The organism is Bradyrhizobium sp. B097 (assembly GCF_038957035.1).
GTDB lineage: Bacteria > Pseudomonadota > Alphaproteobacteria > Rhizobiales > Xanthobacteraceae > Bradyrhizobium.
In genome coordinates this window covers 157,746-181,981 of the sequence record NZ_CP152412.1, presented here as the reverse complement: position 1 = coordinate 181,981, position 24,236 = coordinate 157,746, and the positions used below count along the sequence as shown (strand labels likewise).

The following is a 24,236-nucleotide window of genomic DNA, read 5'->3' as shown; positions in this document are numbered from 1 at the left end:
GCCAGATGACCTATCGCCTCCCCGTCGGCCTCCCACTGGGCCTCCCCATCGCTGCCAGCCTCATCGCAACCACGCTGCTGGCTGCGCCTGCACTCGCCGACAGCGACTTTCCACCGGCGATCTCGGTCACCGGCGAGGCGACCGTCTCGGCGGCGCCCGACGAGGCGCAGCTCGACGCGGGCGTCACCACCGATGGCAAGACCGCACGCGAGGCCACCGACGCCAACAATGTGACGATGGGCAAGGTGCTGGCCGCGCTGAAGGGCGCCGGCCTCGCGGAAAAGGACTATCAGACCTCGCGGCTGTCGCTGCAGCCGCAATTCGCCAACCGTCCGCCGTCGTCGCCGAACGCCCCGCCCAGCATCGTCGGCTATCACGCGAGCAATCGCGTCACGATCAAGCTGCACGATGTGAGCAAGGTCGCTGGTGTCATCGATGTGCTGGTGGGCGCCGGCGCCAATGATATCGGCGGGCTCAATTTCTCGGTGTCGCAGGCCTCGAAGCTGCTCGATGACGCACGCGAGCGGGCGATCGCCGACGCCCGCCGCAAAGCGGAAATCTACGCCAAGGCCGCCGGCGTCACGCTCGGCGCGCCGTTGAATATCTCGGAGGTCGGCTCGGCGCCGGTCCCGATGTTCCGTGCCAAGATGGCCACGGCAGGCTTCGCCGCCCCGACGCCAGTGGCGCAAGGCGAGGAAACGCTGACCGTCAATGTCAGCGTCTCCTGGGCGATCAAGGAGAAGTAGCCTCCGTCGTCCCGGCGAAGGCCGGGACCCATTACCACCGAGTTTGGTTGTGAACGGAATCGTGACCCCAGCGTCGCGCAACAATCGATATTTGGGGTAATGGGTCCCGGCCTTCGCCGGGACGACGCTAGATTTCGAACACCTGCCCCGGCTTCAACGTCACAAATTTCTCGCGCGGCACCTTGGCCACGTCGAGCGCTTCACCGAGCGCGATCGCCGGTGCGTCGATCGCTTCGTCGGTCAACTGGAATGTGCCGTGGTGATGCGCCAGCGCCTGGGTGGCGCCGCAATCGGCCAGCGCCTTCACCGCATCCTCCGGGTTCATATGCTGGTCTTGCATGAACCAGCGCGGCTCGTAGGCGCCGATCGGCAGGATCGCGAGCCGCAACGGGCCATGCGCCTCGGCTACGCGGCGGAAATGCCGTCCGTCGCCATAGCCGGAATCGCAGACGATGTAGAGCTTGCCGGCCGGCGTCTCCAGCACGAAGCTCGCCCACAGCGCCTTGTTGCGATCGAACAGGCCGCGCGCCGACCAGTGCCGCGTCGGCACCAGCGTCACGGCAACGCCGCCTCCAAGTTCGACGCGCTGATGCCAGTCGAACGCCTCGGCTTTGATCGCGGCATCGGAGGCGCGCATCGTGACGTCGTTGCCGAGCGGCGTGATCACGCGCGGCGCAAATGCCGCCGTCAGCTTCGACAGCGTCGCGACATCGAGATGATCGTAATGGCCGTGCGACACCAGCACGACGTCGACCTTGGGCAGCTTCTCGAAAGCGATGCCGGGATCGTTGTGCCGCCTCGGCCCTGCGAAGCCGAACGGCGAGGCCCGCATCGACCACACCGGATCAACCAGGATGTTGAGGCCGCCGGCCTGGATCAGCCAGCTGGCATGACCGATAAAGCAGAGCCGCACCTTGTCGCCGTCGACCCGGGGCGGCGGCGTATCTGCATAGGGGCTCGGCGCCCATTCCGGCCAGACCGCGCGCTGCCGCCTGCCCCCGAACTGCCAGCGCAGCAACTCGCCGAGCGATTTCGGCGGCGCGCCGTCCGGATCGATGAAGTGCAGGCCGTCGAAGTGATCGGAGACGGGGCCGTCATAGGTTTTCATCAGGGACATCCAGATCGAGGGCACGCCGAGCGCGGCAGCGGCTCCGGTCAAGGTTGCGAGAAGGCGGCGGCGGGTGACGATGGGCACGCGGGTTCCCAAACAGGAGGCAGGCTCCGCTTATATGGGTGACGATGCCGAATTCCGAACCAACACAGCAAATTGACGCAATTTCAATGCCTTAGGGTCTGAGCCGAGCAAATTGCAGCGAAACTTTCCTTGACTTTGCCGCCCCGGCAGCGTTTAACGCCGCGACTTTCTCGGAAAGATCCGTCTTTTCGACCCGCCGACTGGTCCTGGAGGCCAGAGGCCAACGCCCGACAGCGCGATGCGCCCTCGGGCGCGAAAGTGTTTGGACCATCGTCTTGGCACGGTGCCGAGGCAATCTATCTGGCTATCTGGTCATCACCTGCGAAGCAGGGGATCCGGTATGCCAGAGGCAGCCCGGATTGAACCGGGAGGCCGCGACGGACTGGATACCCCCCTTTGGCGGGTATGACGAGAAGCGAGTGAAGCGCGCTCACGGGCGCAACGAAGGACAACGGCATTGTTCGACAATCTGTCGGAACGGCTTGGTGGCATTCTCGATCGTCTGACGGGGCGCGGTGCGCTGACCGAAAAGGACGTCGATGCCGCGATGCGCGAGGTGCGCCGCGCGCTGCTCGAGGCCGACGTCGCGCTCGAGGTCGTCCGCAGCTTCATCGACCGGGTCCGCGAGCAGGCGATCGGCGCCACCGTCGTCAAGTCGGTGACGCCGGGCCAGATGGTCGTGAAGATCGTCCATGACGAGCTGGTCGCCACGCTCGGTTCCGACGGCCAGACCATCGACATCAACTCCGTGCCGCCGGTGCCGATCATGATGGTCGGCCTGCAAGGCTCCGGCAAGACCACCACCACCGCAAAGCTCGCGCGCCGCATGGTCCAGCGCGACAAGCGCAAGGTGCTGATGGCCTCGCTCGACGTCTACCGCCCGGCGGCGATGGAGCAGCTCGCGGTGCTCGGCCGCGACCTCGACATTCCGACGCTGCCGATCGTCGCCGGCCAGATGCCGCCGCAGATCGCAAAGCGCGCGTTAGAGGCCGGCAAGCTCGGCGGCTACGACGTGGTGCTGCTCGACACCGCCGGCCGCACCACGCTCGACGAAGACATGATGAAGGAGGCGGCCGAGATCAAGGCCGCCGCCAACCCCCATGAAGTGCTGCTGGTCGCGGACTCTCTCACCGGCCAGGACGCGGTCAACCTGGCACGCGCGTTCGATGAACGCGTCGGCCTCACCGGCATCGTGCTGACGCGCGTCGACGGCGACGGCCGCGGCGGCGCCGCGCTGTCGATGCGCGCAGTCACCGGCAAGCCGATCAAGCTGCTCGGTACCGGCGAAAAGACCGACGCGCTGGAAGACTTCCATCCGAACCGCATCGCCGGCCGCATCCTCGGCATGGGCGACGTCGTCTCGCTGGTCGAGAAGGCTGCCGCCAACATCGACGCCGAGAAGGCCGCGCGCACCGCCGAGCGGATGCGCAAGGGTCAGTTCGACCTCAACGACATGCGCGAACAGCTGCAGCAGATGGCGAACATGGGCGGCATCGGCGGCCTGATGGGCATGATGCCCGGCATCGCCAAGATGAAGAACCAGATCGCGGCGGCCGGCATCGACGACAAGATCATCAAGCGCCAGGTCGCGGTGATCGATTCGATGACGCGGCAGGAGCGCAAGAATCCGGACATCCTGAAGGCGAGCCGCAAGAAGCGCATCGCGGCCGGCGCCGGCCAGAGCGTCGAGCAGGTCAACAAGCTGCTGAAGATGCACCGGAACATGGCCGACATGATGAAGGCCATGGGAAGCGGCAAGCGCGGCCCGCTCGCCGGCATTGCGCAGGCGATGGGCTTTGGCGGCGGCATGAAGCCGCCTTCGGCCGAGGAGATGAAGGCGCTCGCCGAGAAGATGCAGGGCGGCGCCGGCGGCGGTCTGCCCAGTCTGCCGAAGGATTTGCCGGCCGGGCTGCGCGGCGGCCTGCCGAATGTGCCGGGCCTGACCGGCCTTTCCGGCAAGCCGATGCTGCCGGGCCTCGGCGGTTTCCCGGGCAAGAAGAAATGAGGAATTCGTCGCGACGGCTCACATGCAGCCGGCGCGACGCGGAATGCCAATCAATCGAACACATTGACCTTTGAAGGAGAACTAAATGTCCGTTGTTATCCGCCTCGCTCGCGCAGGCACCAAGAAGCGTCCGGTCTATCACGTCGTCGTCGCCGACTCGCGCTTCCCGCGCGATGGCCGCTTCATCGAGCGTCTCGGCCACTTCAACCCGCTGCTGCCGAAGGACAACGAGGCCCGCCTGAAGCTCGACATGGACAAGGTGAAGGCCTGGCTCGCCAAGGGCGCGCAGCCGTCGGATCGCGTGACCCGTTTCCTCGACGCCGCCGGCGTCGTGAAGCGCGCCGCGCGCAACAACCCGGAAAAGGCCGTGCCGCGCAAGGAGCGCAAGGCGCAGGCCGAAGCCGCCGCCAAGGCTTAAGCTGAACGGCGGCCACGGTGACTGCACCGGTCTGTGTCGCCCGTATCGGCGCTGCGCATGGCGTGCGCGGCGCCGTCCGGCTGTGGACCTTCACCGAAGATCCGCTGGCCGTGAAGGACTACGGCCCGCTGATGACCAAGGACGGCACGCGCCAGTTCGAGGTCACGCATGCGCGCGAGGCCAAGGACCATCTGGTGGTGACGCTGAAGGGTGTCGCCAGCCGCGATGACGCCGAACGGCTCAACGGGCTCGAGCTCTATGTTCCGCGCGACCGGCTGCCGGAAACCGACGACGGCGAATATTACCACACCGACCTGATCGGCCTCGCCGCCGTGACGACATCAGAGCATACGCTCGGCAAGGTGATCGCGATCCATAATTTCGGCGCCGGTGACATCATCGAGATCGCCCCGCCGCAGGGCGCGACGATGCTGCTGCCCTTCACCAATGCCGTGGTGCCGACTGTCGATCTCGCCGGCGGCCGCGTGGTTATCGAGCTGCCGCAGGAAGTCGACGGCGACGATCCGTCGGCAGTCTGAACCGAAAATATCAACCCGTCATCCGGCCCTGCTGCTCGAGCCAGTCGCAGAACACCGCGCTGTGCGGATCGTTGCTGCGGCCTGCCGGAAAATACGCGAAGTAGCTCCGCGCCGGCAGGCTGATGGTGGGAAACGGCGTCACCAGGCGCCCGGCCGCGAGATCGTCCGAGATCAGCGCGGTCGGGCCCATCGCAACACCGAGACCATCGAGCGCGGCCTGGATCGTCAGATAGAAATGATCGAAGGTCAGCGCGGCCGCCGGCTCCAGCGCGGAGTGCCCGGCTTCAGTCAGCCAGTCGCGCCATAGCCGCGGCATCGACGTGACATGCAGCAGCGTGTGCCTGGAGAGATCCGCGATCTCGTGCAGCGGCAGTCGTTCAAGCAGCAAGGGACTGCACACCGGCAATCTCCGCTCCGACACCAGGAAGCGCGACGAAAAGCCGTGAAATGTATCCGGACCGCCGCGGATCACGACGTCGAATGATTCCGGCAGTGCATCCACCGGCTCGTTCGATGTGCTCAAGCGCACTTCGATGTCGGGATGCTCGGCGCGAAACCGGCTCATCCGCGGCAGCAGCCAGCGCAGGCTGAAGGTCGCGAGCGCGTTGACCCGCAACACCGCCACTGCGACATCGCCGCGCCGCTCGCGATGCTGCTGCACGGCGGCCGAGATCCGGTCGAGCGCCGGAGCAAACTCGGCCAATAGCGCCGCGCCCGCCGGCGTCAGCACCACGCGCCGCACTGATCGCCGGAACAGCGCCGGCGCACCCAGCCACTCCTCGAGCAGCCGAATCTGCTGGCTGACCGCACCATGGGTCACGCTGAGCTCGGCAGCGGCTTCCTTGAAGCTGCCGAGCCGGGCGGCGGCCTCGAAGGCACGGACCGCATTGAGCGGCGGCAGGCTGCGGCGTGGGATGAACATAACTGCTCAATACCAGATTTTCTAACGCATAATCCGATTATTACTGATTTGTGACAGTGGCCATTCGAGCGCATATTGCGCAGCAAGCCACTTACATATCTCTTCTTTTCGAAAGCCCCCTCCGATGCGCTGTCGCTCCATCGTTAGATTTTCTTGCTCTGGATGGCGACGATGAGCGTATCCGTGGAAGCCGGCACGTCTAGCCCCGACCACGCCCGGGCTGCGCGTACACTGTCCGTGACCGGGCTCAACCACGCCCTCCATGACGGCTACACCGACCTGATCTACGTGCTGCTGCCGGTCTGGCAGTCGGAGTTCGCGCTGAGCTACGGGCTGCTGGCGCTGCTGCGCGGGCTCTATGCCGGCGCGATGGCCGGGTTGCAGATTCCGGTGGGACGCACCGCAGAGCGGATCGACGGCAAGATCATCCTGATCGCTGGCACGGCGCTATCGGCGCTCGGTTATGTGTTCGCGGGACTCTCCGGCGGCGTCATCGGACTTGGCCTGGCGCTGGCGCTCTCCGGCGCGGGTTCGAGCACGCAGCATCCGATCGCATCATCAGCGGTGTCGCGCGCCTACGGCGCGGCGGCGCGCGGCCCGCTCGGCATCTACAATTTCAGTGGCGATCTCGGCAAGGCGGCGATCCCGGCGCTGACATCGATCCTGCTCGTGATCATGTCGTGGCGGCACGCGCTGCTCGTGCTCGCGCTTGCAGGTCTGCTCGTCGCGATCTGCATCGCGCTCTGGATGCCATCGGTCGGCAGGGGCGCCGAGCACAAGATGGCCGCAGCGTCGCGCCGCGACGGCGCCGGCGGCGGCTTTCATTGGCTGCTCGCGATCGGAATCCTCGACACCGCGGTCAGGATGGGTTTTCTCACCTTCCTGCCGTTCCTGTTGCGCGACAAGGGCGCCTCGCTGCCGACCAACGGCCTCGCGCTGGCGCTGGTCTTCATCGGCGGCGCCGCCGGGAAATTCACCTGCGGCTGGCTCGGCGAGCGCGTCGGCATGCTGCGCACCGTGCTGATCACCGAAGGCGGCACGGCGGCGTTGATCGTTGCGGTGCTGATATTGCCGCTGGCGCCCACCATCGTACTGCTGCCGCTGCTCGGCGTGATGCTCAACGGCACCTCCTCAGTGCTCTATGGCACGGTGCCCGAGCTCACGCCGCCACATCAGACCGAGCGCGCCTTCGCGCTGTTCTATACGGGGACGATCGGATCGGGCGCGATCGCGCCGGTGCTCTATGGCCTGCTCGGTGATGCGCTCGGCCCGACGCTCGCCACGGCAGCGACCGCGCTCACGGCGCTGGCGATCTGCCCGCTTGCAGTGGCGCTCGCGCGGCATCTTGCCGACGGAGCCGGCGGACACCGCGCCGGCGCCTGACGCGTAACTTTGCATCGCCGGTCTGGCGCCGCCCTTGCTTCGCAATACATAGTCCGTTGTGTCGATGGGGACGACCAACTGAAAGCAAAAACCATGACAAGCACGCACAAGGCCTGGCGGCTACACGCCCACAATGATCTTCGCTTCGAGGATGTCGCAACGCCCGGGCCCGCGCCCGATGGCGTCGTGGTCCGGGTCGAGGCCGGCATGGTGCTGTCATATACCAACAAGCTTCTATCCGGCGCGCTGCCCTACAGCCTGCCGCCGATGCCGTTCGTGCCCGGCACCAACGCGATCGCGCGCGTCGTCGCCACCGGCGAGAACGTCACGCATGTGCGGAGCGGCGACCGCGTGTTCCTCAGCCCGCATCTGCGCGGCGACGTGCCGGATCGCGATCCGCCGCAGATCCTGATCGGCCTCACCGCCACGGTGACGACGCCGGAGGCGTTCGCGTTGCAGGCGCGCTGGCGCGACGGCGTGTTTGCCGAGATCGCGCACTGGCCTGCCGCCTGCGTCACGCCGCTTGCCAATCTCGACGACAGACCGGCGACCGAGCTGATCGGGCTGGCAAAACTGATCGTGCCGTTCGGCGGATTGCAGCGCACCGGCCTGCGCGGCGGACAGACCATCATCGTGAACGGCGCGACCGGCTATTTCGGCTCGGGCGGCGTGATGCTCGCGGTCGCGATGGGCGCGGGCCGCGTCGTTGCGGTCGGACGCAAGCAGGCCGCGCTCGAGCAGTTGCGCGATGCATTCGGCCCGCGCGTCATTCCCGCTGTGGTGACCGGCGATGCCGCCGCCGACCTTCAGATCATCCGCCGCGCCGCCGGCGGCAGCGCCGATGTCGCGCTCGACCTGCTCGGCGCCGCCAAGAGCACCTCGACCACGCTGTCCGCTCTGCGCGCGCTCCGGCGTGGCGGCCGGATGGTGCTGATGGGCAGCGCCGAGGTGCCGCTCGAACTCGCGTTCCGCGAGATGCTGGCCAACGACTGGGAGGTGGTCGGGCAGTTCATGTACGATCGCACGGCGCCGGGCCAGCTGGCCGGCCTCGCCGCCGAAGGCCTGCTTGACCTGCGCAAGATCAACGTCGCGACCTTCAATCTCGCCGACTTCCGCCGCGCGGTGGACGCGGCCGCGATGATGCAGAGCCTCGACCTCACGGCCGTGGTGCCGTAACCAGAGGCCATGACATCGCAAGAGACCCCATCCCAAGCGATCCCATGGCGCGCCACCGTGCTGACCCTGTTCCCGGAGATGTTTCCGGGACCGCTCGGCGTGAGCCTGGCCGGCAAGGCACTGGCCAGTGGTCTCTGGGCGCTGGAGGCGCGCGACATCAGGGCGTCGGCGACCGACAGGCACCGCAGCGTCGACGACACGCCGGCCGGTGGCGGCCCGGGCATGGTGCTGCGGGCCGACGTGCTGGCGGCAGCGATCGACGCCGCTGATATTGCGCAGGACCGCCCGCGCCTCCTGATGAGCCCGCGGGGTCGGCCATTGACCCAGAGCCACGTCGCCGAGCTGGCGGCCGGACCTGGCCCCCTGATCGTCTGCGGCCGTTTCGAGGGCATCGACCAGCGGGTCATCGAGGCTCGGGGGCTCGAGGAGGTCTCGATCGGCGATTACGTGCTGTCCGGCGGTGAAATCGCGGCGATGGCCCTGATCGACGGCTGCGTCCGCCTGTTGCCGGGGGTGATGGGGAAGCTGGCCTCGGGAACCGAGGAGAGTTTTTCCGAAGGACTACTGGAATACCCCCAATACACCCGTCCGCAGGAGTTCGAGGGCCGCCAGATCCCGGAAATCCTCATTTCCGGCGATCACGCCAAGGTCGCGGCCTGGCGGCTGGCCCAGTCCGAGGCCCTGACGGCGGCCCGGCGGCCCGATCTCTGGGCCCGGAAGGCCAGCCAAAAAGCGGCCCGGCGAGGGACAAAAAACACGACAGACGGGTGACAAACCCTGCGCTTTGCCTTATAGGCACGGCCTAATCCGCACACGCGCAGGATAGATGGACGTTTGCGCAGCCCGCACAGGCTGGGCGCGCCGCCGATGGAGATTTCGATGAACCTGATTCAGCAGCTCGAAAAAGAGCAGTTCGACAAGCTCGCCGCCGCCAAGACCATTCCGGAATTCGGCCCCGGCGATACCGTCATCGTCAACGTGAAGGTGGTCGAAGGCGAACGCACCCGCGTGCAGGCCTATGAAGGCGTCTGCATCGGCCGTTCCGGCCACGGCCTCAACGAGAGCTTCACCGTGCGCAAGATTTCGTACGGCGAGGGCGTCGAGCGCGTTTTCCCGGTGATGTCGCCGATGATCGACTCGATCAAGGTCGTGCGTCGCGGCAAGGTTCGTCGCGCCAAGCTCTATTACCTGCGCAGCCTGCGCGGCAAGTCGGCCCGCATCGTCGAGAAGCAGGACCGCCAGACCGCCGTCGGCGAGTAACGTTCCCCTTCATAGCGTTTTCGAGCGAAGTGGGGACCAGTTCGCGTCAAGAAAACGCGTCAAACGACAACCGGATGTGACCAAAAGCGCGGGGCCTGCCCCGCGCTTTTTTGTTGCGGCATACCTATCTGATGGACAGGCCCGAGCATCGATCGATTGTCGCGGGCGCAAGCCCTGTGTTAGAAATTTAGAATGGTTCCGGATCAAGCAAGTCAGACCTGCCAGCGCGTCGTGATCGACGATCGCTCGCGGTTGCCCGGCCGCTTCTTCGGACGCTTTGCGACGTCGGCAACGTCTGAGCTTACGCGCGCAGCGTAACGCTGCCTGGACGCTGTCGCCTGCTCGCGCGCCGAGACGCGCTTAACGCCATTCACCACTGAATTTCTTCTGGAGCTGAAGCTCATGTCCAAACCGACCACGCTGTACGACAAGATCTGGAACGACCATCTGGTCCACGAGGCCGAGGACGGCACCTGCCTGCTCTATATCGATCGCCACCTGGTGCACGAGGTGACCTCGCCGCAGGCGTTCGAAGGCCTGCGCGCTGCGGGCCGCAAGGTGCACGCGCCCGAGAAGACGCTCGCCGTCGTCGACCACAACATCCCGACCACCGACCGCTCGAAGCCGAACCCCGACCCCGAGAGCATCGAGCAGATGCGGGTGATGGCGGAGAACGCCAAGGAATTCGGCATCGAATATTACAACGAGTTCGACAAGCGTCAGGGCATCGTCCACGTCATCGGCCCGGAGCAGGGCTTTACGCTGCCCGGCACCACCATCGTCTGCGGTGACAGCCACACCTCGACGCATGGCGCGTTCGGCGCGCTCGCGCACGGCATCGGCACCTCCGAGGTCGAGCACGTGCTGGCGACGCAGACGCTGATCCAGAAGAAGGCCAAGAACATGCGCGCGATCGTCGACGGCAAATTGCCTGAAGGCGTGACCGGCAAGGACATCATCCTGGCGATCATCGGCGAGATCGGCACCGCCGGCGGCACCGGCTATGTACTGGAGTATGCCGGCGAGGCGATCCGTGCGCTGTCGATGGAAGGCCGCATGACGGTCTGCAACATGTCGATCGAAGGCGGCGCGCGCGCCGGCCTGGTTGCGCCCGACCAGAAGGCGTTCGACTTCCTCCGCGACCGCCCGAAGGCGCCGAAGGGCGCGGCCTGGGATGCCGCGATGCGCTACTGGGAGACGCTGCGCTCCGACGAGGGCGCGCATTTCGACCACGAACTCCGGCTGGACGCCGCAAAGCTGCCGCCGATCGTCACCTGGGGCACGAGCCCTGAGGACGTGATCTCGGTGACCGGCTTCGTGCCCGATCCCGACAAGATCGCGGATGAGGCGAAGCGGCTCTCCAAGCACCGTGCGCTGAAATATATGGGCCTGACCGCCGGCACCAAGATCACCGACATCAAGCTCGACCGCGTCTTCATCGGCTCCTGCACCAACGGCCGCATCGAAGACCTGCGCGCCGCCGCGAAGATCGCCGAGGGCAAGACCGTCAACGCCAACGTCAACGCGATGATCGTGCCGGGCTCGGGCATCGTGAAGGAACAGGCGGAAGCCGAAGGCCTCGACAAGATCTTCGTTGCGGCCGGCTTCGAATGGCGCGAGCCGGGTTGCTCGATGTGCCTGGCGATGAACCCGGACAAGCTGAAGCCGGAAGAGCGCTGCGCCTCGACCTCGAACCGCAACTTCGAGGGCCGCCAGGGCTTCAAGGGCCGCACCCATCTGGTGTCGCCCGCGATGGCCGCGGCCGCCGCGATCGCGGGCCATTTCGTCGACGTCCGCGACTGGCGGTAGGGTAAGCGCGGTTTTCGCCTCAAGCTCGAGCCGTTTCGGAAACGGCTCGTTAACGGGGCGCACGCACACTGGCTCCTTGCGAACACAAGCTTCGTGGGGAGCCGGACGTGGCCGACAAGAACGAATTCGTCGACATGATCAGTGAGGCGACGCGGCAGAAGCGCCGCCGCGCCGCACCACGCATCATCGATCCGCTTCCCGAGGTGAAGGAAACCTCGCGCCTCAGCCACTGGCCGCCGGAGCGCTGGACGCAATGGCGGATGGAAAACCTGACGCCGTGGAAGATAAAGTCCTGGAAGCTGAAGAACTGGGACTAGCGCGCTCTCCAGCGAGAGTGACCTGAAGAAACGGGCGCCGCTTGGCGCCCGCTGTCGTTTCAGACCTTACCAATAGACCCCGTATGGCCGAGCGGGAATGTCGGCGACGATCGCAGCGCGGCCGGCTGCATCACCAGAACGGGCCGAACCCGAAGCCAAAGGTGAACGGCGCCGGCACCGCATATGGGTACGGTCGATAGTAATAGGGCCGTCCGTAATAATAGGAGCCGTACGGCCGGTAATAGGAATAGGGCTGGTAGTACGGCCGGTAATAAGGCCGGTAGCCTTGGTAATAGTAGCCTTGGTGATAATGGTGACGATGGTAATGGCGATGATGGCGCTGCGCGCTGAAGTCGGTCGCCTTGCCCGCCTGCCGCTGCTGTGTCGCGGCCTGCGGCTTGGCTGATGCCGCGGCGGTTGCCAATGCCGGCGCCGTCAGCGCGAATGCACAAGCGACCGCGGCAACACAGATCCATCTCATCATGATCAACTCCTGCAGATTGCGATTGATCTCATCTCGCGCGCGCGAATCTGCCGGTTTGATGGCTGAGAACGGCAACAGGCCCGCTGCTCACGGGCCTGTGTCTCAACTGCGCTGATACGCCGCGCGATCAGCGGCGCCAGTGGCGGCGATGGCCCCAGCCCCAGCCACGGTGATGTCCACGACCCCAGCCACGATGCCAGCCATGACCATGACCATAGCGGACCTGCGTGGTCGTCTGGTTCGCGTTGTCCTGAACCGTTGCGGCGGCGCCCGGAGTCGCAAGCGACATCGCGTTCGCGCGCTCGGCCGGTGCCGCCAAAACCAGCACGGCACCGACGGCCGCAAGCCCCAGAACCTTCATCACCTTCATACGTTTTCTCCTTGATCCCTTGATGTCACGTCTTGCAACGACGACTCGAGCTTCTTGCCTTGACGTTTTCTTCACGCGAAGAACTTCGCTCGAAAACGCTCTGGCATTCGAATCGACCCCCGTTGCCGCGACGCAGATCGCAAGCAGAGTGCAGGCGACGTGAATGGGATGTGAATGACTGCGCCACGATGGTGAATGCCGCTGGCGCACGCAGGTTCCAACGCAGCCGCTGGAATTTTCGTGTCTGTGCGTAAAACCGGCATAGACAATGGTCGTATGTTGTAAGGAGCTTCGCGCAGGAGATCGCCGATGACTCAACAAGGCCCGCGCAAATGGCTGGCACTCGGCGCGGCAACGCTCGCTGGGTCCATGATTTCAGTTGATGTCGCGCTCGCCTCGCAAGGACCGGGCGGCGGCATGGGAACGGCGAGCCAGCTCACGCAAGTGCTGATGGCGCTCGCGGTCTATGGAACGGTGGGAGCGGTCGTCGCGGCCGGACTGATCGGCGCAGCGCGCCGACATTTGCACTAGATTCCGCTTCGCGCGAATGCGCTCTAGCCCGGCCGCCAGAAGCAGTTCATGCGCGGCGTGATCACGGTGCCGCTCGGCCGGTGCTCCTGCACATAGGTCGCGGTGCAATCGCGCACGGCGTTCGGACCGGGATTGTAGCGCGGGATGACATCCGGTTCCCAATGATCGGGCCGCGACCGGTAGATCGGCACCCGCCTGAGCCGGCGGTGCTCGACGACCCGCTCGCGCACAACCGGCGCCGGCTCACCGATGCGCGCTTCGGCCGCCGCGCTCTGTGCCCGCGCCTCTCCGGCCGGAAGCGAAAGCCCGACTGCTACCGCCAACAGCGTTGCCGCCACGATCCGTTTCATCACGCCACCCAAGCCCCGTTCTTGAGCCTCAATCTTGGGCCGCACGGTCTCCCATTGCACCGCCAAGGTCAACTGCGCTGGCGCCGGCTGAGCCACTCGCGCTAAAGGAGTGTCATGTGGACCACAGCAAAAGCCCCCTCGCTCGCCGAGATGGAGGCCATGGCGCACGAGATTTTCGAGCGCCTGCCAGAGGCGTTCCGGGTCCTCTGCGAGGGCCTGATCATCCGTGTCGACGACTTCCCGACCGACGAGGTGCTCGACGAGATGCAGGCCGAGAGCGAGTTCGATCTGCTCGGCCTGTTTCACGGCATCGGCCTGCCGCAGCAGAGCCATGGCGATGTGGCCCGCCTCCCCAACCTGGTCTGGCTCTACCGGCGGCCGATCCTGGATTACTGGGCGGAGCACGACGAGACCCTCGGCCACATCGTCCGCCACGTGCTGATCCATGAGATTGGGCACCATTTCGGCCTCTCCGACGCCGATATGGAGGCTATTGAGGCCGATGCGGGCTAGGCCTGCAGAAATGGCCCTTTTACCGCTGTCGCATTCGCGATAAACATCCGGCCCCTATCCCCTATTTTTGCCCGGGAAGAGCACCGATGGACAAGTTCACCACGCTGGAAGGCGTCGCGGCACCGCTGAAGATCATCAATGTCGACACCGACATGATCATTCCGAAGCAGTACCTCAAGACCATCAAGCGCACCGGCCTTGGCAAGGGGCTTTTCTCCGAGCAGCGCTACAAGGATGACGGCAGCGAGAACCCCGATTTCGTCCTCAACCAGTCCGCCTATCGCAATGCGAAGGTGCTGGTCGCCGGCGACAATTTCGGCTGCGGCTCGAGCCGCGAGCACGCGCCCTGGGCGCTGCTCGACTTCGGCATCCGCTGCGTGATCTCGACCTCGTTCGGCGACATCTTCTACAACAACTGCTTCAAGAACGGCATCCTGCCGATCCGCGTGTCGCAGGAGGACCTCGACAAGCTGTTCGACGATGCCGAGCGCGGCGCCAATGCGACGCTGACCATCGATCTCCCCAACCAGGAGATCCGCGGCCCCGACGGCGGCACGGTGAAGTTCGAGATCGATGCGTTCCGCAAGCACTGCCTGATCAACGGCCTCGACGACATCGGCCTGACGATGGAGAAGAAGTCGTCGATCGACACCTACGAGGCCAAGCTCAAGGAGCGCGCCTGGGCTTGAGGCGCAGCCTGTCATCGCGCCCCGGTGCCTTCAGGCGCCGGGGCTTTTCTTTGCGAGATTGTCTTCTCACGAACCTGCTGATGGCTGACGCCCATGCTGCCTGACATCGTCACCTTCTGGCACGGCTCGATGGACGCGTTGCGCCGGACCTGTCTGCGCTCGCAGGTGGCGGCCGGTCACAAGGTCACCGTCTACAGTTTCGATCCAATTCCCGGCCTGCCGGACGGCATCGGCAATGCCGAGGCCGAGGCGGTGCTGCCGCATGCGTTCTCGGAGCGGCTGCGCCCGGCCGAGCGCGACGGTTCGTGGCGCGACTGGACCATCCTGCAATTCAGCGACTTCTTCCGCATGCGGCTGATGACACAGCGCGCCGGGCTCTGGCTCGACGCCGATGTGTTGCTCTTGAAGCCGGTCGAGATCGATCCGGCAAAGCCGTATTTTGCCTGGGAACGGCCGCGGCAGCTCGGCAACTCCGTGCTGTATCTGCCGCACAACGATCCGATCGTGCGCGCATTCGAAGCGCTGATGCAGCAGGACGAGCTGACGCCGGACTGGCTGGCGCTGCGTCACCGCCTGACCTTCGCGATGCGCAAGCTGCGCGGCAAATCCAATCGCCTCTCGGATATCCGCATCGCGATCTACGGCCCCGCAGCGCTCACCGCGCTCGCGCGCCGCGAAGGCGAGTTACAGCACGCGCTGCCGAAGCGCTCGTTCTACGCGGTTCACGCCGAGCCAAGATTGTTCTTCGAGCCGTCGGATTTTTCGCGCTACCTGAACGATCCCGAAATTGTCGGCCTTCACATTTCCCCGAAGGGACGCGGCAAGGAGGCGCCGATCCCGGGCAGCCTCTATGCCTGGGCTTCGGAGAAGTTTGGAGGTTAGTCACCCTCCCCTGGAGGGGCGCACCACCAAAATATCGAAAACAACCCCATGCAAAGTAGCCGGCGGCTGCCGGCGCTCGGCATGGCAGCTTGACTCGTCGGGCAAATCAGCGGTATTCTTCTATTATTCCGAAATCATGCGGACGCCCCGCGGCCATGGCATATCATGGGCGTCGGAGAGGCTTGGGGCACGATAATCACCCTCCCCTGGAGGGGGAGGGTCGGATCGCGTTGAGCGTAGCGAAATGCGAGCCGGGGTGGGGTGATCTCTCAACACGGGCGGAGTATCCGTGGAGAGACCGTCACCCCACCCCGCCGCTCATTTCATTCGCGTCGACCCTCCCCCTCCAGGGGAGGGTAAGGTCAATGCCCCATCGCGGCGATCGCGTCCGCGATCGCGATGGTGCGCTTCGCCATCTCGGCGTGCAGGCGCTCCACCATGCGGCCGTCGAGCTGGATCGCACCGCGCGAGGCGTTCTCCGGCTGCTCGAACGCGGCGATGATCCTGCGCGCCTCAGCGACCTCGGCCTCCGGCGGCGTAAAGATCGCGTTGCAGGCGTCGATGTGGCTCGGGTGGATCAGCGTCTTGCCGTCAAAGCCGAGATCGCGGCCCTGCGCGCATTCCTCCGCGAAGCCGTCGATATTGCTGATGTCGCCATAGGGGCCGTCGAGGATCTCGAGCCCGTGCGCGCGGGTCGCCAGGATGCAATGCGTGATCATCGGGATCATCGCCGCCCGGCCCGGCTTCATCCGGATCCGGGTTTCACGCGCAATGTCGTTCGGCCCGAACACGAAGCCGGCGAGCCGGACCTCGGAGTCCTTCGATGCCGCGGCAAGCTTGTCGGCGTCGAGCACGGCACGTGCGGTCTCGATCATCGCCCAGACCCGGATCGAGGCAGGCGCGTTGATGTCGCTGAGGCGATCGGCGACCGCGTTGAGATCGTCGACGGTGGAAATCTTCGGAACCAGGATCCCGTCCGGCTGCGCCTTGCCGGCCATGCCGATGTCGTCGACCCACCACGGGCTGTCGAGCGCGTTGATACGGATCAGGACCTCGCGCTTGCCGAAGCCCTTCGCGGCGACCGCCTTGGCAATCTGCTCGCGCGCTGTGGCCTTGGCGTCGGGGGCAACGGAATCCTCGAGGTCGAGGATGATGCCGTCCGCCGCCAGCGTGCGGGCCTTCTCCAGCGCCCGTGCATTCGATCCCGGCATGAACAACAGGCTGCGGCGCGGACGGGTCATCGGCATTCTCCTTGGGGCTCGGGCTCCGCCACTGTCCATTGTTTGGGCATTGGGCGGAACCATCTTTCAACGCTGCCGTATCATCTCAGGATGCACGCCGAAAGTCTTGTTCCAGTCACCGGCATGTGGTTAGCCAGAGGCCATGAATTCCTTTCCGAAGCAGTTGATCGACGGCTACCGGACCTTCGCGACCCAGCGGTTGCCGACCGAACAGTCGCGATACCGGGACCTGTCTGAGCGCGGCCAGTTTCCCGAGACCATGGTGATCGGCTGCTGCGATTCCCGCGTCTCTCCGGAAGTGATCTTCGATGCCGGCCCCGGCGAGTTGTTCGTGGTCCGCAACATCGCCAACTTGGTTCCGGTCTATCAGCCCGACAGCAATGCGCACGGCGTCTCGGCCGCGCTGGAATATGCCGTGACCGTGCTGAAGGTGAAGAACATCGTGGTGCTGGGCCATGCCCAGTGCGGCGGCATCCGCGCCTTCGTCGACAGGATCAAGCCGCTCACGCCCGGCGACTTCATCGGCAAATGGATGCAGATGTTCATCAAGCCCGGCGAGATCGTCGAGCAGCGCGATCACGAGAGCATGCAGGACTTCGTCACCCGCATCGAGAAGGCCGCGGTGTTCCGCTCGCTGGAGAACCTGATGACGTTCCCGTTCGTGCGCGAGCGCGTCGAGAGCGGCGAGACGCAATTGCACGGCGCCTATTTCGGCGTCGCCGAGGGCTCGCTGTTCGTGCTCGACCGGGTCGCGAAGGAATTCATCAGCGTCGCCGATGCCATGAAGGCCGGCGCGTAGCCGCTCGGCTACTCGTCACCGTGATAGCCGCCCCAGCGATCCGAGAGCGCCAGCAACAGCGCCGAGATCACGAAGACCAGGTGCACGGCGACGAGCCAGGTCATCCGCGTCGCGTCGAACGCGGCATCGATGTTCAGGAACGCTTCCAGCACGTGGATCGCTGAAATCGCGACGATCGACGCCAACAGCTTCTGCTTCAGCCCGGCAAAATCGATCTTGGTGATCCAGATCGGCCAGTTCGGGTTGCCCGACGTGTCGATGCGCGAGACGAAGTTCTCGTAGCCCGAAAAGACCACGATCAGAATGAGGTTGGCGACCAGCGTGACGTCGATCAGCGCCAGCGCATCGAGGATGACTTCCGTCGATTTGTAGCCGGACGCATGCAGGACGAACTCCCAGAGCATGCGCGCGAATTTCAGCAGCAGCACGGCAAGCGCCACCACCAGGCCGACATAGAACGGCGCCATCAGCCAGCGGCTGTTGAACAGCACATATTCGAAGCCGCGCATGATGCGCGGCGTCGGAGAGCTCGATGGGGTGGGAGCCAGCTGTTCCGACATGGTTGCGCCCCCCCCGTTGGTCCCCGCCTTTAGGCCGCTTTCTTCTTCGCGGTGATCAGCTTGCGGTTGATCAGGACTTCCGCGATCTGGATCGCGTTCAGCGCCGCGCCCTTGCGCAGATTGTCCGACACGCACCAGAACGACAGGCCGTTCTCCACCGTCGCATCCTCGCGGATGCGGCTGATATAGGTCGCGTCCTCGCCGGCCGCCTCATAGGGCGTGACGTAGCCGCCCGGCTCGTGCTTGTCGATCACGAGACAACCCGGCGCGTTGCGCAGGATGTTGCGCGCCTCGTCCGCCGTGATCGGGTTGGCGAACTCGACGTTCACGGCCTCGGAGTGGCTGACGAAGACCGGCACGCGCACGCAGGTCGCGGTCAGCTTGATCTTGGGATCAAGGATCTTCTTGGTCTCCGCCATCATCTTCCACTCTTCCTTGGTGTAGCCGTCTTCCATGAAGACGTCGATCTGCGGAATGATGTTGAAGGCGATGCGCTTCGGAAACTTCTTATTGATCAGCTCGTCATTGGTGTAGACGGCCTTGGTCTGCGAGAACAATTCGTCCATCGCATCCTTGCCGGCGCCCGACACCGATTGATAGGTCGCGACCACGACGCGCGTGATCGTCGCCTTGTCGTGCAGCGGCTTCAGCGCCACGACGAGCTGCGCGGTCGAGCAGTTCGGGTTGGCGATGATGTTCTTCTTGGTGAAGCCGGCGGCCGCATCCGCGTTCACCTCCGGCACGATCAGCGGCACGTCGGGGTCCATGCGCCAGGCCGAGGAATTGTCGATCACGACCGCGCCGGCCGCGCCGATCCTGGGCGACCATTCCTTGGAGACCGAGCCGCCGGCCGACATCAGGCAGATGTCGACATCGGAGAAGTCATAGTGCTCGAGCGCCTTCACCTTGAGGGTGCGGTCGCCATAGGAGACCTCGACGCCGACGCTGCGGCGCGAGGCCAGCACGACGACCTCGTCGGCGGGGAATTTGCGCTCGTCGAGAATGTTGAGCATTTCGCGCCCGACATTGCCGGTCGCTCCGACCACCGCGACTTTGTAACCCATCGTTCACTCTCCGACGAAAAATGCCCGTTCCCCCGCAAGCTGCGGAAAGGGAAGAGGCAGCGCTTCTATGCGAGAAACCCCGTCAAGACAACGTTGCGTAGCTCTTGAGCGTTTTGATGCGTTTATTTCGGGCCGATCCGGCCGCGCCCCATCATACGAGAAATCCGTCAGCGCTGACGAGCTTCGTCGACGAGGTGTACGCCACGCTCTCCCGGCTGTTCGCCTATGTCGCCGTGCTCGCGCTGTTCGCCGCCCTCGGCGTCTATCTATGGAAGCAACTGCCGGACGCAACCGCGCTGGCCGCACCTCCGGCCGCAGGCTGGAGCCTGGCTGGCCGCTCGGCGCCGGCTTTTGCCGTCAGCAGGCTCGATCCGCGAGATAAAACAGAGACTTACGAAATCTTCAGGCACCCCGAGGGCGGCCGCAAGGACGTCTTCCGCTGGACCGATGCCAATGGCGCGCCGGCAGCCGAGCTGGAAATCTACCGCCCCGGCAGCGAGGCCATGGGGCCTGCGGTGACCGAAATCGCCGGGCGGCTCGACCCCGGCCGTGCCCGCGAGCTCGAGGCCGCCGGCACCGTCGACAGCAAGTTCGGCGGTGTCACCCTGCTGCGTCCGACGCGGCAGGACGGCAGCCGCGCCTGCCTCGGCTTCCTCAAACAGGCCGACGCGCCCGATCTGCGCATCTCCGGCTGGACCTGCCAGGGCGCCAGCCTGCCGGCCCAGCGCGCCACGATCATTTGCATGCTGAACCGGCTGACCCTGCTGGCCGCTGGCAGCGACCCGCGGCTCGCCGCGCTGTTCGCGCATGCCGAGCTGCGGCGCACCGACTGCGTTACCTCCGGCCCGCCCGCCCTGTCGGCCGACTGGGTGATGGGCAGCGAGAACCCGCTTCTGCGCGGCGCTCTTTGATGGCGAGACCGTGGCAAGGCACTGGTTTTCATGAAACTTTTGCGCTTGGACACGCATTATCTCTGATGGTGTGGCGCAATTGACCTAGTGACGCCCCACCCTCCATGGCTACAATGTGTTCCGAGTGATTTTGGCTGATGCGCCAGCCCCCCAAGGGGGCCGTAATGACGAGGATGCGATGACCTTGAAATTCCCTGCCGCGAACAAGCTCGTGGTGTTGCTTGCCGCGGCTGCCGTCACCGCAACCGCGTTTGGCATGACCGCGGCCAGCGCGCAGCAGACCCCGAGCAAGCGCAAGCAGCAAGAGCAGTATGACCGTGATGGCCGCCGCTACTACGGCGCGCAGGGTCCGAACCGCGTCTATCAGCAGGGTCCGCGCACCCGCGTTTACGTTACCACGCGCTCGTGGCTCGACGCCGGCACCGAAGTGCTGCCGGGCGACCGCAAGTTCAACGACTACGCCTACCCGCCGGATGTCGGCTATCCGTCGTTCGCGCGCGAGAACAACAACCGCCCGATCGACCGCCAGCCGCTCAGTCCGCCGGCCGACCTCGGCGGCTATCCGCGGAGCTTCCCGCTGTACTGAGAATTTCGGCGAACAGCCGATATAAAAATGCCCGGCTCTGGCCGGGCATTTTTTGTTGATGGCGCAACGCCTGTGACCTGCCTTCCACTAGGGAAGCGGAAAGTCCTTTTTCACGAGCGGACGCAGCATCGAATACGGAATCGTGCAGCTGCACATGCATTGCCCGTACCCTCCGAAACCGTAGGAGCCATAGTCGACGACGGCTGCCGTGGCGTCGAAACTCCAAGACTTAAGGTCCTTTGAATTCTCGCTGACTTCCGTCAGTTCGACGTCATCCTTCCAGTGATCGGCGTCATCCGATCGCTCCCTTTTCTGCTTCGCGACCTCCGATCGGCAGAATTCGAAAATCGGCTTTGCGCTGGCTTCGGCGAGAAGATCGTCGAACCTCAGTTGCCGGTTCAGCGTCCTGTCGAAGTTGATGTTGTAAGAGCCCGAATCCGGGTGGGCCTGCCCGATATAGCTTTCGCTCGTCACGTGCACCGAAACCAGCCGCGAGGACGCGTAGGGGAGGTCGATCTCCAGACCAACCTCATAGTTGTCGTGGCGTCCCGGATTTTCTTTTGCCGCTTCGGCGGTGGCGGTCGCTCGCTTGACTGCGGCGTCGATCGCTCCGTTCAGCCGCGATTGCCAATCGCCTCCGCCTACGAATTCGATTGCGCTGATGGAAAGATCGGCCGAACCGTTCTTCGCCGGCCGCGCGATGAATAGCCGCCGGAACAGACGGTCGGCGACATCGCCGGCACGCGGCCTTCCGTCCAGAAACCTTTGCCGCTCCCTGGATTGCAGCGCAAGGCACTCGGACAATGGCTTGATTGCCGTGGGGGCGCCGCAGACCGCGTCGCGTGATTGAATCCATTCGGTCTGAGAACGCCGCAAGACGGCCGCGGCATTGGCGGACAGCGAATTGCGCAGTTGAATGTATGCCTTGCCAAGCGCCTCATCGGCACTGCGTGCTTCAGGGTCTGAACAGATCGCTTTTTCCGCGGCACTGTTTGCCGTCGCGCAATCGATCGCGAGGGCTGGATGCGCGAACAATATCGATGCAACGGCAATACCGACGGCACGCACGCATCGCGCTCCTGGGTAGACCGGCACCGCGTGTTCGCTTTGCGCCGATATTCACACGCCTAGCAAGGGCCGCGGCAATTTCAAGAAAAATGCCGGCGAGTCCGGCATTTTTGAGTATCTTGGTGTTGTCATTCCGGGACGGATCGCGCCGCCCGGAATGACCGCATAAGCCTTACGCGTGCAGCTTCTGCAATTCCCTCAGGATCGCTTCGCCCATCTGCGCCGTGCTGACGGACGTGGTGCCAGCCGACTTGATGTCGGCGGTACGCAGTCCGCTGGCGAGCACGGCGGCGATCGCGGCATCGACCTTGTCGGCGAGTTCGCCCATGCCGAAGGAATAGCGCAGCGCCATGCCGAACGAGGCGATCATCGCAATCGGATTGGCGAGGCCCTTGCCTGCGATATCAGGCGCCGAGCCGTGCACCGGCTCATACAATGCCTTGCGCTCCTTGGTCTTGGCGTCCTCCTTGCCGAGCGAAGCCGACGGCAGCAGGCCGAGCGACCCCGTCAGCATCGCCGCGATGTCGGACAGCATGTCGCCGAACAGATTGTCTGTCACGATGACGTCGAACTGCTTCGGCGTCTTGACGAGGTTCATGCCGCCGGAATCGGCGAGCTGGTGCTCGAGCGTGACGTCTTTGTATTCGCGTGCATGCACCTGGGTCATGACCTCGTTCCAGAGCACGCCCGACTTCATGACGTTGCGCTTTTCCATCGACGTCACCTTGTTCTTGCGCTTGCGCGCCAGATCGAAGGCGACGCGGCCGATGCGCTCGATCTCGAAGGTGTCGTAGACCTGGGTGTCGATCGCGCGCTTCTGGCCGTTGCCGAGATCGGTGATGGTCTTCGGCTCGCCGAAATAGACGCCGCCGGTGAGCTCGCGCACGATCATGATGTCGAGGCCCTCGACCACCTCGCGCTTCAGGCTCGAGGCATCTGCCAGCGCCGGATAGCACACCGCCGGACGCAGATTGGCGAACAGGCCGAGATCCTTGCGCAGCCGCAGCAGGCCGGCCTCGGGGCGCACTTCGTAGGGCACGCTGTCCCACTTCGGACCGCCGACCGCGCCGAAGATCACGGCATCGGCCGCATTGGCCTTTGCCATGTCGCCCTCGGAGATCGACACCTTGTGCGCGTCATAGGCCGAGCCGCCGACCAGGCCCTGCTCGGTCTCGAACTTCGCGATGCCCTGCGCATTCAGCCAGTCGATCATGCGCTGCACCTCGGCCATCACTTCGGGGCCGATGCCGTCGCCGGGGAGAAGCAGCAGTTTATGGGTCGCCATGGTCGTTACCTCTAGGTAGCTGTTTGTCGTCATTGCCGGGCAAGAGCGCGAAGCGCGTCCCCGCACGGATTACCCGGCAATCCATCCCGCTTCGAAGAAGCCCTTGAAGATGGATGGATGCCCGGGTCGAGCCCGGGCATGACGAGCGGAGGAAAATCCGGCCGAGTGCTAAAACGCCCCGGGCGGATTGGCAAGGCACCGTCGCAGGGCCAAAATGGCCCGCCAAGAGCCAACCGCGCCCCAAAAGAAGCCAACAAGACGGACCTCATGACCGCAGCCATTATCTACGCCTTCGCCTCGGCCATTTTTCTTGGCGCCGGCGTCGTGCTGGCGCAGCTTGGCCTGCGCACTGTCGAGCCGCTGTCGGGCGCCGCGATCAGCGTGCCGTCCTTCACCCTGCTGTTCCTGGTGCTGTCGCCGCTGATCATGCATGGCGAGCCGGTGGTCTGGCGCGGCCTGCCGATCTTCATGGCGATCGGCCTGTTCTTCCCGGCCTCGCTGACGCTCTTGACCTTCGCCTCGAACCGGGCGCTCGGACCTGTCATCACCTCGACATTGGGCAATCTGGCGCCGCTGCTTGCGGTCGCCGCCGCCGTGGTGCTGCTGCATGAGCCGCTCGAGCCGCAACAGCTGATCAGCCTCGTGGTCGCGGTGGCCGGGGCTGCGATCATCACCGCGACCCGACCCCGCGACCTCGGCCATTGGCGCAGCTGGGCCCTGCTGCTGCCGCTCGCCAGCGCGCTGGTGCGCGGCATCGTGCCCCCGATTGCCAAGCTCGGGCTGGCGATCTGGCCGAGCCCGCTATGGGCTTGCCTGGTCGGCTACATCATGTCGTCAATCGTGCTGCTGACAGTCCAGCGGATCCGCAAAGGCAGCTTCATGGTGCAGGCGCCGCGCGACGGCCGCTTCTGGTTTGCATTGACCGGGATCAGCAACGGGCTCAGCGCGCTCAGCCTGTTCGCCGCGGTCCGCAACGGCCCGATCACATTGGTGGCGCCGCTCGCTGCGATCTACCCGCTGGTGACCGTGGCGCTGAGCGCGATGATGCTCAAGCATGTCGAGATCACCGCGCGGATCGTCGCCGGAACCCTGCTGACCGTCGCCGGCGTCGCGCTGGTCCTGATCGCCTGATT

At 65.1% G+C, this 24,236-nt stretch carries 29 protein-coding genes; 18 read left to right on the top strand and 11 right to left on the bottom strand.

The features are described 5' to 3' along the window. The first annotated feature begins 5 nt into the window (after window positions 1-5). Window positions 6-746 carry an SIMPL domain-containing protein gene (locus AAFG07_RS00910; RefSeq protein ID WP_342725600.1) on the top strand — a complete coding sequence of 247 codons (741 nt, stop codon included), beginning with the start codon at window positions 6-8 and terminating at the stop codon, window positions 744-746. A 127-nt stretch (window positions 747-873) separates the two neighbouring features. Here the strand turns inward: AAFG07_RS00910 and AAFG07_RS00905 are convergent, their stop codons facing one another. After that, a complete protein-coding gene (locus tag AAFG07_RS00905) occupies window positions 874-1,941 on the bottom strand; it encodes an MBL fold metallo-hydrolase (RefSeq protein ID WP_342725599.1) in 1,068 nt (355 codons plus the stop codon). Between the two features lie 457 nt (window positions 1,942-2,398). On the opposite strand from AAFG07_RS00905, the gene ffh reads away from it, so the two are divergent. The 3 genes from ffh to rimM all read left to right on the top strand — a co-directional run bounded on the left by ffh (window position 2,399) and on the right by rimM (window position 4,903). Next, the gene (gene ffh / locus AAFG07_RS00900; protein ID WP_342725598.1) at window positions 2,399-3,946 is read left to right on the top strand and encodes a signal recognition particle protein; all 1,548 of its coding nucleotides are present in this window, start codon (window positions 2,399-2,401) and stop codon (window positions 3,944-3,946) included. 85 nt (window positions 3,947-4,031) lie between these two features. Beyond that, window positions 4,032-4,364, top strand: a complete 333-nt coding sequence (gene rpsP / locus AAFG07_RS00895; RefSeq protein ID WP_050402543.1) for a 30S ribosomal protein S16 — start codon at window positions 4,032-4,034, stop codon at window positions 4,362-4,364. Between the two features lie 17 nt (window positions 4,365-4,381). After that, window positions 4,382-4,903, top strand: a complete 522-nt coding sequence (gene rimM / locus AAFG07_RS00890; RefSeq protein ID WP_342725597.1) for a ribosome maturation factor RimM — start codon at window positions 4,382-4,384, stop codon at window positions 4,901-4,903. A 10-nt stretch (window positions 4,904-4,913) separates the two neighbouring features. On the opposite strand, the gene gcvA is transcribed toward rimM, so the two are convergent. Next, window positions 4,914-5,825 carry a transcriptional regulator GcvA gene (gcvA, locus tag AAFG07_RS00885; protein WP_342725596.1) on the bottom strand — a complete coding sequence of 304 codons (912 nt, stop codon included), beginning with the start codon at window positions 5,823-5,825 and terminating at the stop codon, window positions 4,914-4,916. Between the two features lie 171 nt (window positions 5,826-5,996). On the opposite strand from gcvA, the gene AAFG07_RS00880 reads away from it, so the two are divergent. From AAFG07_RS00880 to rplS, 4 genes are all read left to right on the top strand, one after another. Next, window positions 5,997-7,208, top strand: coding sequence for an MFS transporter (locus tag AAFG07_RS00880; RefSeq protein WP_342725595.1), 1,212 nt, complete (start codon window positions 5,997-5,999; stop codon window positions 7,206-7,208). Between the two features lie 93 nt (window positions 7,209-7,301). Further along, the gene (locus tag AAFG07_RS00875; RefSeq protein WP_342725594.1) at window positions 7,302-8,384 is read left to right on the top strand and encodes a zinc-binding alcohol dehydrogenase family protein; all 1,083 of its coding nucleotides are present in this window, start codon (window positions 7,302-7,304) and stop codon (window positions 8,382-8,384) included. Between the two features lie 9 nt (window positions 8,385-8,393). Next, window positions 8,394-9,155 (top strand): tRNA (guanosine(37)-N1)-methyltransferase TrmD, encoded by a 762-nt coding sequence (gene trmD / locus AAFG07_RS00870; RefSeq protein ID WP_342725593.1) that lies wholly within the window; start codon window positions 8,394-8,396, stop codon window positions 9,153-9,155. Window positions 9,156-9,263: 108 nt separating this feature from the next. Next, the gene (gene rplS, locus AAFG07_RS00865) at window positions 9,264-9,644 is read left to right on the top strand and encodes a 50S ribosomal protein L19 (protein ID WP_342725592.1); all 381 of its coding nucleotides are present in this window, start codon (window positions 9,264-9,266) and stop codon (window positions 9,642-9,644) included. 212 nt (window positions 9,645-9,856) lie between these two features. Here rplS and AAFG07_RS00860 read toward each other — a convergent pair whose 3' ends face one another. Beyond that, entirely contained in the window at window positions 9,857-10,018 is a 162-nt protein-coding gene (locus AAFG07_RS00860; protein WP_342725591.1) for a hypothetical protein, read from the bottom strand. Window positions 10,019-10,046: 28 nt separating this feature from the next. Here AAFG07_RS00860 and leuC point away from each other — a divergent pair, with 28 nt between their 5' ends. Both leuC and AAFG07_RS00850 read left to right on the top strand, forming a co-directional pair. Continuing rightward, window positions 10,047-11,453 (top strand): 3-isopropylmalate dehydratase large subunit, encoded by a 1,407-nt coding sequence (gene leuC, locus AAFG07_RS00855; RefSeq protein WP_342725590.1) that lies wholly within the window; start codon window positions 10,047-10,049, stop codon window positions 11,451-11,453. Window positions 11,454-11,560: 107 nt separating this feature from the next. Further along, complete coding sequence (locus AAFG07_RS00850) at window positions 11,561-11,770, top strand: hypothetical protein (RefSeq protein ID WP_298374211.1); 210 nt, start codon at window positions 11,561-11,563, stop codon at window positions 11,768-11,770. Window positions 11,771-11,900: 130 nt separating this feature from the next. Here AAFG07_RS00850 and AAFG07_RS00845 read toward each other — a convergent pair whose 3' ends face one another. Both AAFG07_RS00845 and AAFG07_RS00840 read right to left on the bottom strand, forming a co-directional pair. After that, on the bottom strand, window positions 11,901-12,254 hold the full coding sequence (locus tag AAFG07_RS00845) for a hypothetical protein (protein ID WP_342725589.1): 354 nt from the start codon (window positions 12,252-12,254) through the stop codon (window positions 11,901-11,903). A 127-nt stretch (window positions 12,255-12,381) separates the two neighbouring features. Continuing rightward, window positions 12,382-12,624, bottom strand: coding sequence for a hypothetical protein (locus AAFG07_RS00840; protein ID WP_342725588.1), 243 nt, complete (start codon window positions 12,622-12,624; stop codon window positions 12,382-12,384). A gap of 309 nt (window positions 12,625-12,933) precedes the next feature. On the opposite strand from AAFG07_RS00840, the gene AAFG07_RS00835 reads away from it, so the two are divergent. Next, window positions 12,934-13,155, top strand: coding sequence for a hypothetical protein (locus AAFG07_RS00835; protein ID WP_342725587.1), 222 nt, complete (start codon window positions 12,934-12,936; stop codon window positions 13,153-13,155). 23 nt (window positions 13,156-13,178) lie between these two features. Here AAFG07_RS00835 and AAFG07_RS00830 read toward each other — a convergent pair whose 3' ends face one another. Further along, complete coding sequence (locus AAFG07_RS00830; RefSeq protein ID WP_097676939.1) at window positions 13,179-13,505, bottom strand: hypothetical protein; 327 nt, start codon at window positions 13,503-13,505, stop codon at window positions 13,179-13,181. A gap of 114 nt (window positions 13,506-13,619) precedes the next feature. Between AAFG07_RS00830 and AAFG07_RS00825 the strand changes: the two genes are divergently transcribed. The 3 genes from AAFG07_RS00825 to AAFG07_RS00815 all read left to right on the top strand — a co-directional run bounded on the left by AAFG07_RS00825 (window position 13,620) and on the right by AAFG07_RS00815 (window position 15,589). Beyond that, window positions 13,620-14,018, top strand: coding sequence for a metallopeptidase family protein (locus AAFG07_RS00825; RefSeq protein WP_342725586.1), 399 nt, complete (start codon window positions 13,620-13,622; stop codon window positions 14,016-14,018). Between the two features lie 86 nt (window positions 14,019-14,104). Further along, window positions 14,105-14,707 (top strand): 3-isopropylmalate dehydratase small subunit, encoded by a 603-nt coding sequence (leuD, locus tag AAFG07_RS00820; RefSeq protein ID WP_092121464.1) that lies wholly within the window; start codon window positions 14,105-14,107, stop codon window positions 14,705-14,707. A gap of 93 nt (window positions 14,708-14,800) precedes the next feature. Next, window positions 14,801-15,589 (top strand): hypothetical protein, encoded by a 789-nt coding sequence (locus AAFG07_RS00815; RefSeq protein WP_342725585.1) that lies wholly within the window; start codon window positions 14,801-14,803, stop codon window positions 15,587-15,589. A 362-nt stretch (window positions 15,590-15,951) separates the two neighbouring features. On the opposite strand, the gene AAFG07_RS00810 is transcribed toward AAFG07_RS00815, so the two are convergent. After that, window positions 15,952-16,830 (bottom strand): CoA ester lyase, encoded by an 879-nt coding sequence (locus AAFG07_RS00810; protein WP_342725584.1) that lies wholly within the window; start codon window positions 16,828-16,830, stop codon window positions 15,952-15,954. Window positions 16,831-16,972: 142 nt separating this feature from the next. Between AAFG07_RS00810 and AAFG07_RS00805 the strand changes: the two genes are divergently transcribed. Beyond that, the gene (locus tag AAFG07_RS00805; protein WP_342725583.1) at window positions 16,973-17,629 is read left to right on the top strand and encodes a carbonic anhydrase; all 657 of its coding nucleotides are present in this window, start codon (window positions 16,973-16,975) and stop codon (window positions 17,627-17,629) included. Window positions 17,630-17,637: 8 nt separating this feature from the next. Here the strand turns inward: AAFG07_RS00805 and AAFG07_RS00800 are convergent, their stop codons facing one another. After that, window positions 17,638-18,189 (bottom strand): TIGR00645 family protein, encoded by a 552-nt coding sequence (locus AAFG07_RS00800; RefSeq protein WP_342725582.1) that lies wholly within the window; start codon window positions 18,187-18,189, stop codon window positions 17,638-17,640. 29 nt (window positions 18,190-18,218) lie between these two features. Then, window positions 18,219-19,253 (bottom strand): aspartate-semialdehyde dehydrogenase, encoded by a 1,035-nt coding sequence (locus AAFG07_RS00795; RefSeq protein WP_092121443.1) that lies wholly within the window; start codon window positions 19,251-19,253, stop codon window positions 18,219-18,221. Between the two features lie 116 nt (window positions 19,254-19,369). On the opposite strand from AAFG07_RS00795, the gene AAFG07_RS00790 reads away from it, so the two are divergent. Further along, the gene (locus AAFG07_RS00790; RefSeq protein ID WP_342725581.1) at window positions 19,370-20,164 is read left to right on the top strand and encodes a hypothetical protein; all 795 of its coding nucleotides are present in this window, start codon (window positions 19,370-19,372) and stop codon (window positions 20,162-20,164) included. A 178-nt stretch (window positions 20,165-20,342) separates the two neighbouring features. Then, window positions 20,343-20,750 (top strand): hypothetical protein, encoded by a 408-nt coding sequence (locus AAFG07_RS00785; protein ID WP_229169609.1) that lies wholly within the window; start codon window positions 20,343-20,345, stop codon window positions 20,748-20,750. Window positions 20,751-20,837: 87 nt separating this feature from the next. Here the strand turns inward: AAFG07_RS00785 and AAFG07_RS00780 are convergent, their stop codons facing one another. Together AAFG07_RS00780 and leuB are read right to left on the bottom strand one after the other, a co-directional pair. Continuing rightward, window positions 20,838-21,818, bottom strand: coding sequence for a lysozyme inhibitor LprI family protein (locus AAFG07_RS00780; protein WP_342725580.1), 981 nt, complete (start codon window positions 21,816-21,818; stop codon window positions 20,838-20,840). Between the two features lie 172 nt (window positions 21,819-21,990). Then, window positions 21,991-23,103 (bottom strand): 3-isopropylmalate dehydrogenase, encoded by a 1,113-nt coding sequence (leuB, locus tag AAFG07_RS00775; RefSeq protein ID WP_342725579.1) that lies wholly within the window; start codon window positions 23,101-23,103, stop codon window positions 21,991-21,993. Window positions 23,104-23,370: 267 nt separating this feature from the next. On the opposite strand from leuB, the gene AAFG07_RS00770 reads away from it, so the two are divergent. Beyond that, a complete protein-coding gene (locus AAFG07_RS00770; protein ID WP_342725578.1) occupies window positions 23,371-24,234 on the top strand; it encodes an EamA family transporter in 864 nt (287 codons plus the stop codon). Window positions 24,235-24,236 lie beyond the last annotated feature (2 nt).

Coding starts and splice junctions, on each gene's coding strand:
- AAFG07_RS00910 (WP_342725600.1), top strand. CDS start 6: ATGACCTATCGCCTCCCCGTCGGCCTCCCACTGGGCCTCCCCATCGCT.
- rpsP (WP_050402543.1), top strand. CDS start 4,032: ATGTCCGTTGTTATCCGCCTCGCTCGCGCAGGCACCAAGAAGCGTCCG.
- gcvA (WP_342725596.1), bottom strand. CDS start 5,825: ATGTTCATCCCACGCCGCAGCCTGCCGCCGCTCAATGCGGTCCGTGCC.
- AAFG07_RS00880 (WP_342725595.1), top strand. CDS start 5,997: ATGAGCGTATCCGTGGAAGCCGGCACGTCTAGCCCCGACCACGCCCGG.
- AAFG07_RS00875 (WP_342725594.1), top strand. CDS start 7,302: ATGACAAGCACGCACAAGGCCTGGCGGCTACACGCCCACAATGATCTT.
- trmD (WP_342725593.1), top strand. CDS start 8,394: ATGACATCGCAAGAGACCCCATCCCAAGCGATCCCATGGCGCGCCACC.
- rplS (WP_342725592.1), top strand. CDS start 9,264: ATGAACCTGATTCAGCAGCTCGAAAAAGAGCAGTTCGACAAGCTCGCC.
- leuC (WP_342725590.1), top strand. CDS start 10,047: ATGTCCAAACCGACCACGCTGTACGACAAGATCTGGAACGACCATCTG.
- AAFG07_RS00845 (WP_342725589.1), bottom strand. CDS start 12,254: ATGATGAGATGGATCTGTGTTGCCGCGGTCGCTTGTGCATTCGCGCTG.
- AAFG07_RS00840 (WP_342725588.1), bottom strand. CDS start 12,624: ATGAAGGTGATGAAGGTTCTGGGGCTTGCGGCCGTCGGTGCCGTGCTG.
- AAFG07_RS00835 (WP_342725587.1), top strand. CDS start 12,934: ATGACTCAACAAGGCCCGCGCAAATGGCTGGCACTCGGCGCGGCAACG.
- AAFG07_RS00830 (WP_097676939.1), bottom strand. CDS start 13,505: ATGAAACGGATCGTGGCGGCAACGCTGTTGGCGGTAGCAGTCGGGCTT.
- AAFG07_RS00825 (WP_342725586.1), top strand. CDS start 13,620: ATGTGGACCACAGCAAAAGCCCCCTCGCTCGCCGAGATGGAGGCCATG.
- leuD (WP_092121464.1), top strand. CDS start 14,105: ATGGACAAGTTCACCACGCTGGAAGGCGTCGCGGCACCGCTGAAGATC.
- AAFG07_RS00815 (WP_342725585.1), top strand. CDS start 14,801: ATGCTGCCTGACATCGTCACCTTCTGGCACGGCTCGATGGACGCGTTG.
- AAFG07_RS00810 (WP_342725584.1), bottom strand. CDS start 16,830: ATGACCCGTCCGCGCCGCAGCCTGTTGTTCATGCCGGGATCGAATGCA.
- AAFG07_RS00805 (WP_342725583.1), top strand. CDS start 16,973: ATGAATTCCTTTCCGAAGCAGTTGATCGACGGCTACCGGACCTTCGCG.
- AAFG07_RS00800 (WP_342725582.1), bottom strand. CDS start 18,189: ATGTCGGAACAGCTGGCTCCCACCCCATCGAGCTCTCCGACGCCGCGC.
- AAFG07_RS00795 (WP_092121443.1), bottom strand. CDS start 19,253: ATGGGTTACAAAGTCGCGGTGGTCGGAGCGACCGGCAATGTCGGGCGC.
- AAFG07_RS00790 (WP_342725581.1), top strand. CDS start 19,370: ATGCGTTTATTTCGGGCCGATCCGGCCGCGCCCCATCATACGAGAAAT.
- AAFG07_RS00785 (WP_229169609.1), top strand. CDS start 20,343: ATGACCTTGAAATTCCCTGCCGCGAACAAGCTCGTGGTGTTGCTTGCC.
- leuB (WP_342725579.1), bottom strand. CDS start 23,103: ATGGCGACCCATAAACTGCTGCTTCTCCCCGGCGACGGCATCGGCCCC.
- AAFG07_RS00770 (WP_342725578.1), top strand. CDS start 23,371: ATGACCGCAGCCATTATCTACGCCTTCGCCTCGGCCATTTTTCTTGGC.